This is a genomic window from Burkholderia sp. RF7-non_BP4 (assembly GCF_001521935.1).
GTDB classification, from domain to species: Bacteria; Pseudomonadota; Gammaproteobacteria; order Burkholderiales; family Burkholderiaceae; genus Burkholderia; species Burkholderia diffusa.
Genome location: NZ_LOTA01000056.1, coordinates 1 through 556, shown reverse-complemented (window position 1 = coordinate 556; position 556 = coordinate 1). Strand labels below are relative to the sequence as shown.

The 556-nt window shown below is 62.4% G+C and carries 2 protein-coding genes; one reads left to right on the top strand and one right to left on the bottom strand.

The genetic code is table 11. The features are described 5' to 3' along the window. Positions 1 to 60: 60 nt before the first annotated feature. Positions 61 to 312, bottom strand: a complete 252-nt coding sequence (locus WS49_RS20480) for a hypothetical protein (RefSeq protein WP_059532669.1) — start codon at positions 310 to 312, stop codon at positions 61 to 63. Here WS49_RS20480 and WS49_RS35865 point away from each other — a divergent pair. Beyond that, on the top strand, positions 302 to 556 hold a 255-nt coding region (locus WS49_RS35865; protein WP_218921256.1), incomplete at its 3' end, for a hypothetical protein. The genes WS49_RS20480 and WS49_RS35865 overlap by 11 nt on opposite strands.

The window sequence follows — 556 nt, the reverse complement described above, 5'->3', positions numbered from 1 at the left end:
GGGGGTACCCGCAAAATCTCCGGCATCCACCAGTTCATTACAGCCGTGCGACTGTCAGAGCTACCCCGCTGAGCGGGCCGCGAGCCCATCCCGTTCGAGCCATTCCGGGTGAGACACGAGATCCAGTCCAAGCGCGGTGCAGCACGCGCGGTAGTTGTCCTTGAATGTGACCTGTTTCAGGTTCAGGCCGTGCCCGTGATAGCGCCAGCCATCACCCGACGCGACACCGCCGTTACCGAAGCGCCCGCCGTAGGCCAGGATCGCGATTTGCCGTTGGACCGCCACGATCGTTTCGCCGGGGGTGACGCTCAAGTCGTGCGTGCATCGCGGCTGGAATCCGCGAGAAGATCGCCAGCGCATCGATCCGGTAATTGAACGACTCAACCAGCGACGTAAAACCCCTCGATTCGTGTCCCATGTGCGCGAGCCACATCGCCAGTCGTACCTGCGTGTTGATCGCGAATGCGTCGGCCACCGCAACGATGTGCGCAAACCATCGATTGACGAGCGGGTCGGACAGTTGCGTCGCGCACCGGAACGATGGTCGATCCATCTC